The organism is Frankia sp. CoWAU3, from assembly GCF_977971855.1.
The window spans coordinates 7,121-7,960 of sequence record NZ_CDWWXB010000172.1 but is presented as its reverse complement, the minus strand read 5'-3'; the positions used below and the strand labels follow the sequence as shown (position 1 = coordinate 7,960).

1 pseudogene is annotated in these 840 nt (G+C 73.3%); it reads left to right on the top strand.

Annotated features, from left to right (window positions below):
• Positions 1-730: pseudogene (locus AC08ON_RS14140) on the top strand (transcriptional regulator); the annotation flags it as partial.
• Between the last annotated feature and the right edge of the window lie 110 nt (positions 731-840).

The following is an 840-nucleotide window of genomic DNA, read 5'->3' as shown; positions in this document are numbered from 1 at the left end:
AAATCCTCACCTCAGCGGGTGGCTCGCCCAGGACAGCAACCGGCAGGCCCTCGCGCAGCGCTACTACATCCAGGCCCTCAGCCTCGCCGAACACGCCGACGACGTCATGCTCGCCGGCCGGGTGCTGTCCGCGATGAGCGACCAGGCCGCCCGGCTGGGCCATCCCCGGCAGAGCCTCGCCCTGGCCCGGGCGGCCCTCGGCCGCGCGGTGCGGCACTCCTCGTATGCCGTGCAGGCCATGCTGCACGACAAGCATGCCTGGGCGCTGGCACGCAACCGTGACGAGGCCGGTTGCATGGAGGCCCTGGACAAGATGGACCGGGCGATCGCGCGCAGCGACGGGGACGACGGACCGTCCTGGGCCGGCCACTACAACGCCGGCGACGTCGCCGAGTGCCATGGTCACTGCCTGTTACTGCTGGGCCGCGCCCGACCGGCCGAGACGAAACTGCTCGAGGCCCGGAGCCTGCAGGGCGCGGCGCGCGCCCGAACCCGCAGCTACGCCGAGGCCGACCTCGCCTTGGCCTACCTGCGCCGACCGACTCCGGACCTGGAGGCCGCCCTGGAGGCGGGCTACCGGGCCGTCGCCGTCGCCGGGCAGCTGTCGTCCTCCCGGGTCACCGAGAAACTGCGGGAGCTGGACCGTGAGCTCGACACGCACCCGACGGTGACGGTCCGCGAATGGCACGAACGGGCGCGCCCGCTGGTCGGCGCCACAGCCGCCACCTGACCAGTCACCGATAGCCGCCGCACAGGCGCCGACGGCTCCCGGCGCCGGCAAGCTACGGCCATCGGCCCCACCGTTACCGACGTCTCACCACCGAACGGGCCGTCCGGGAG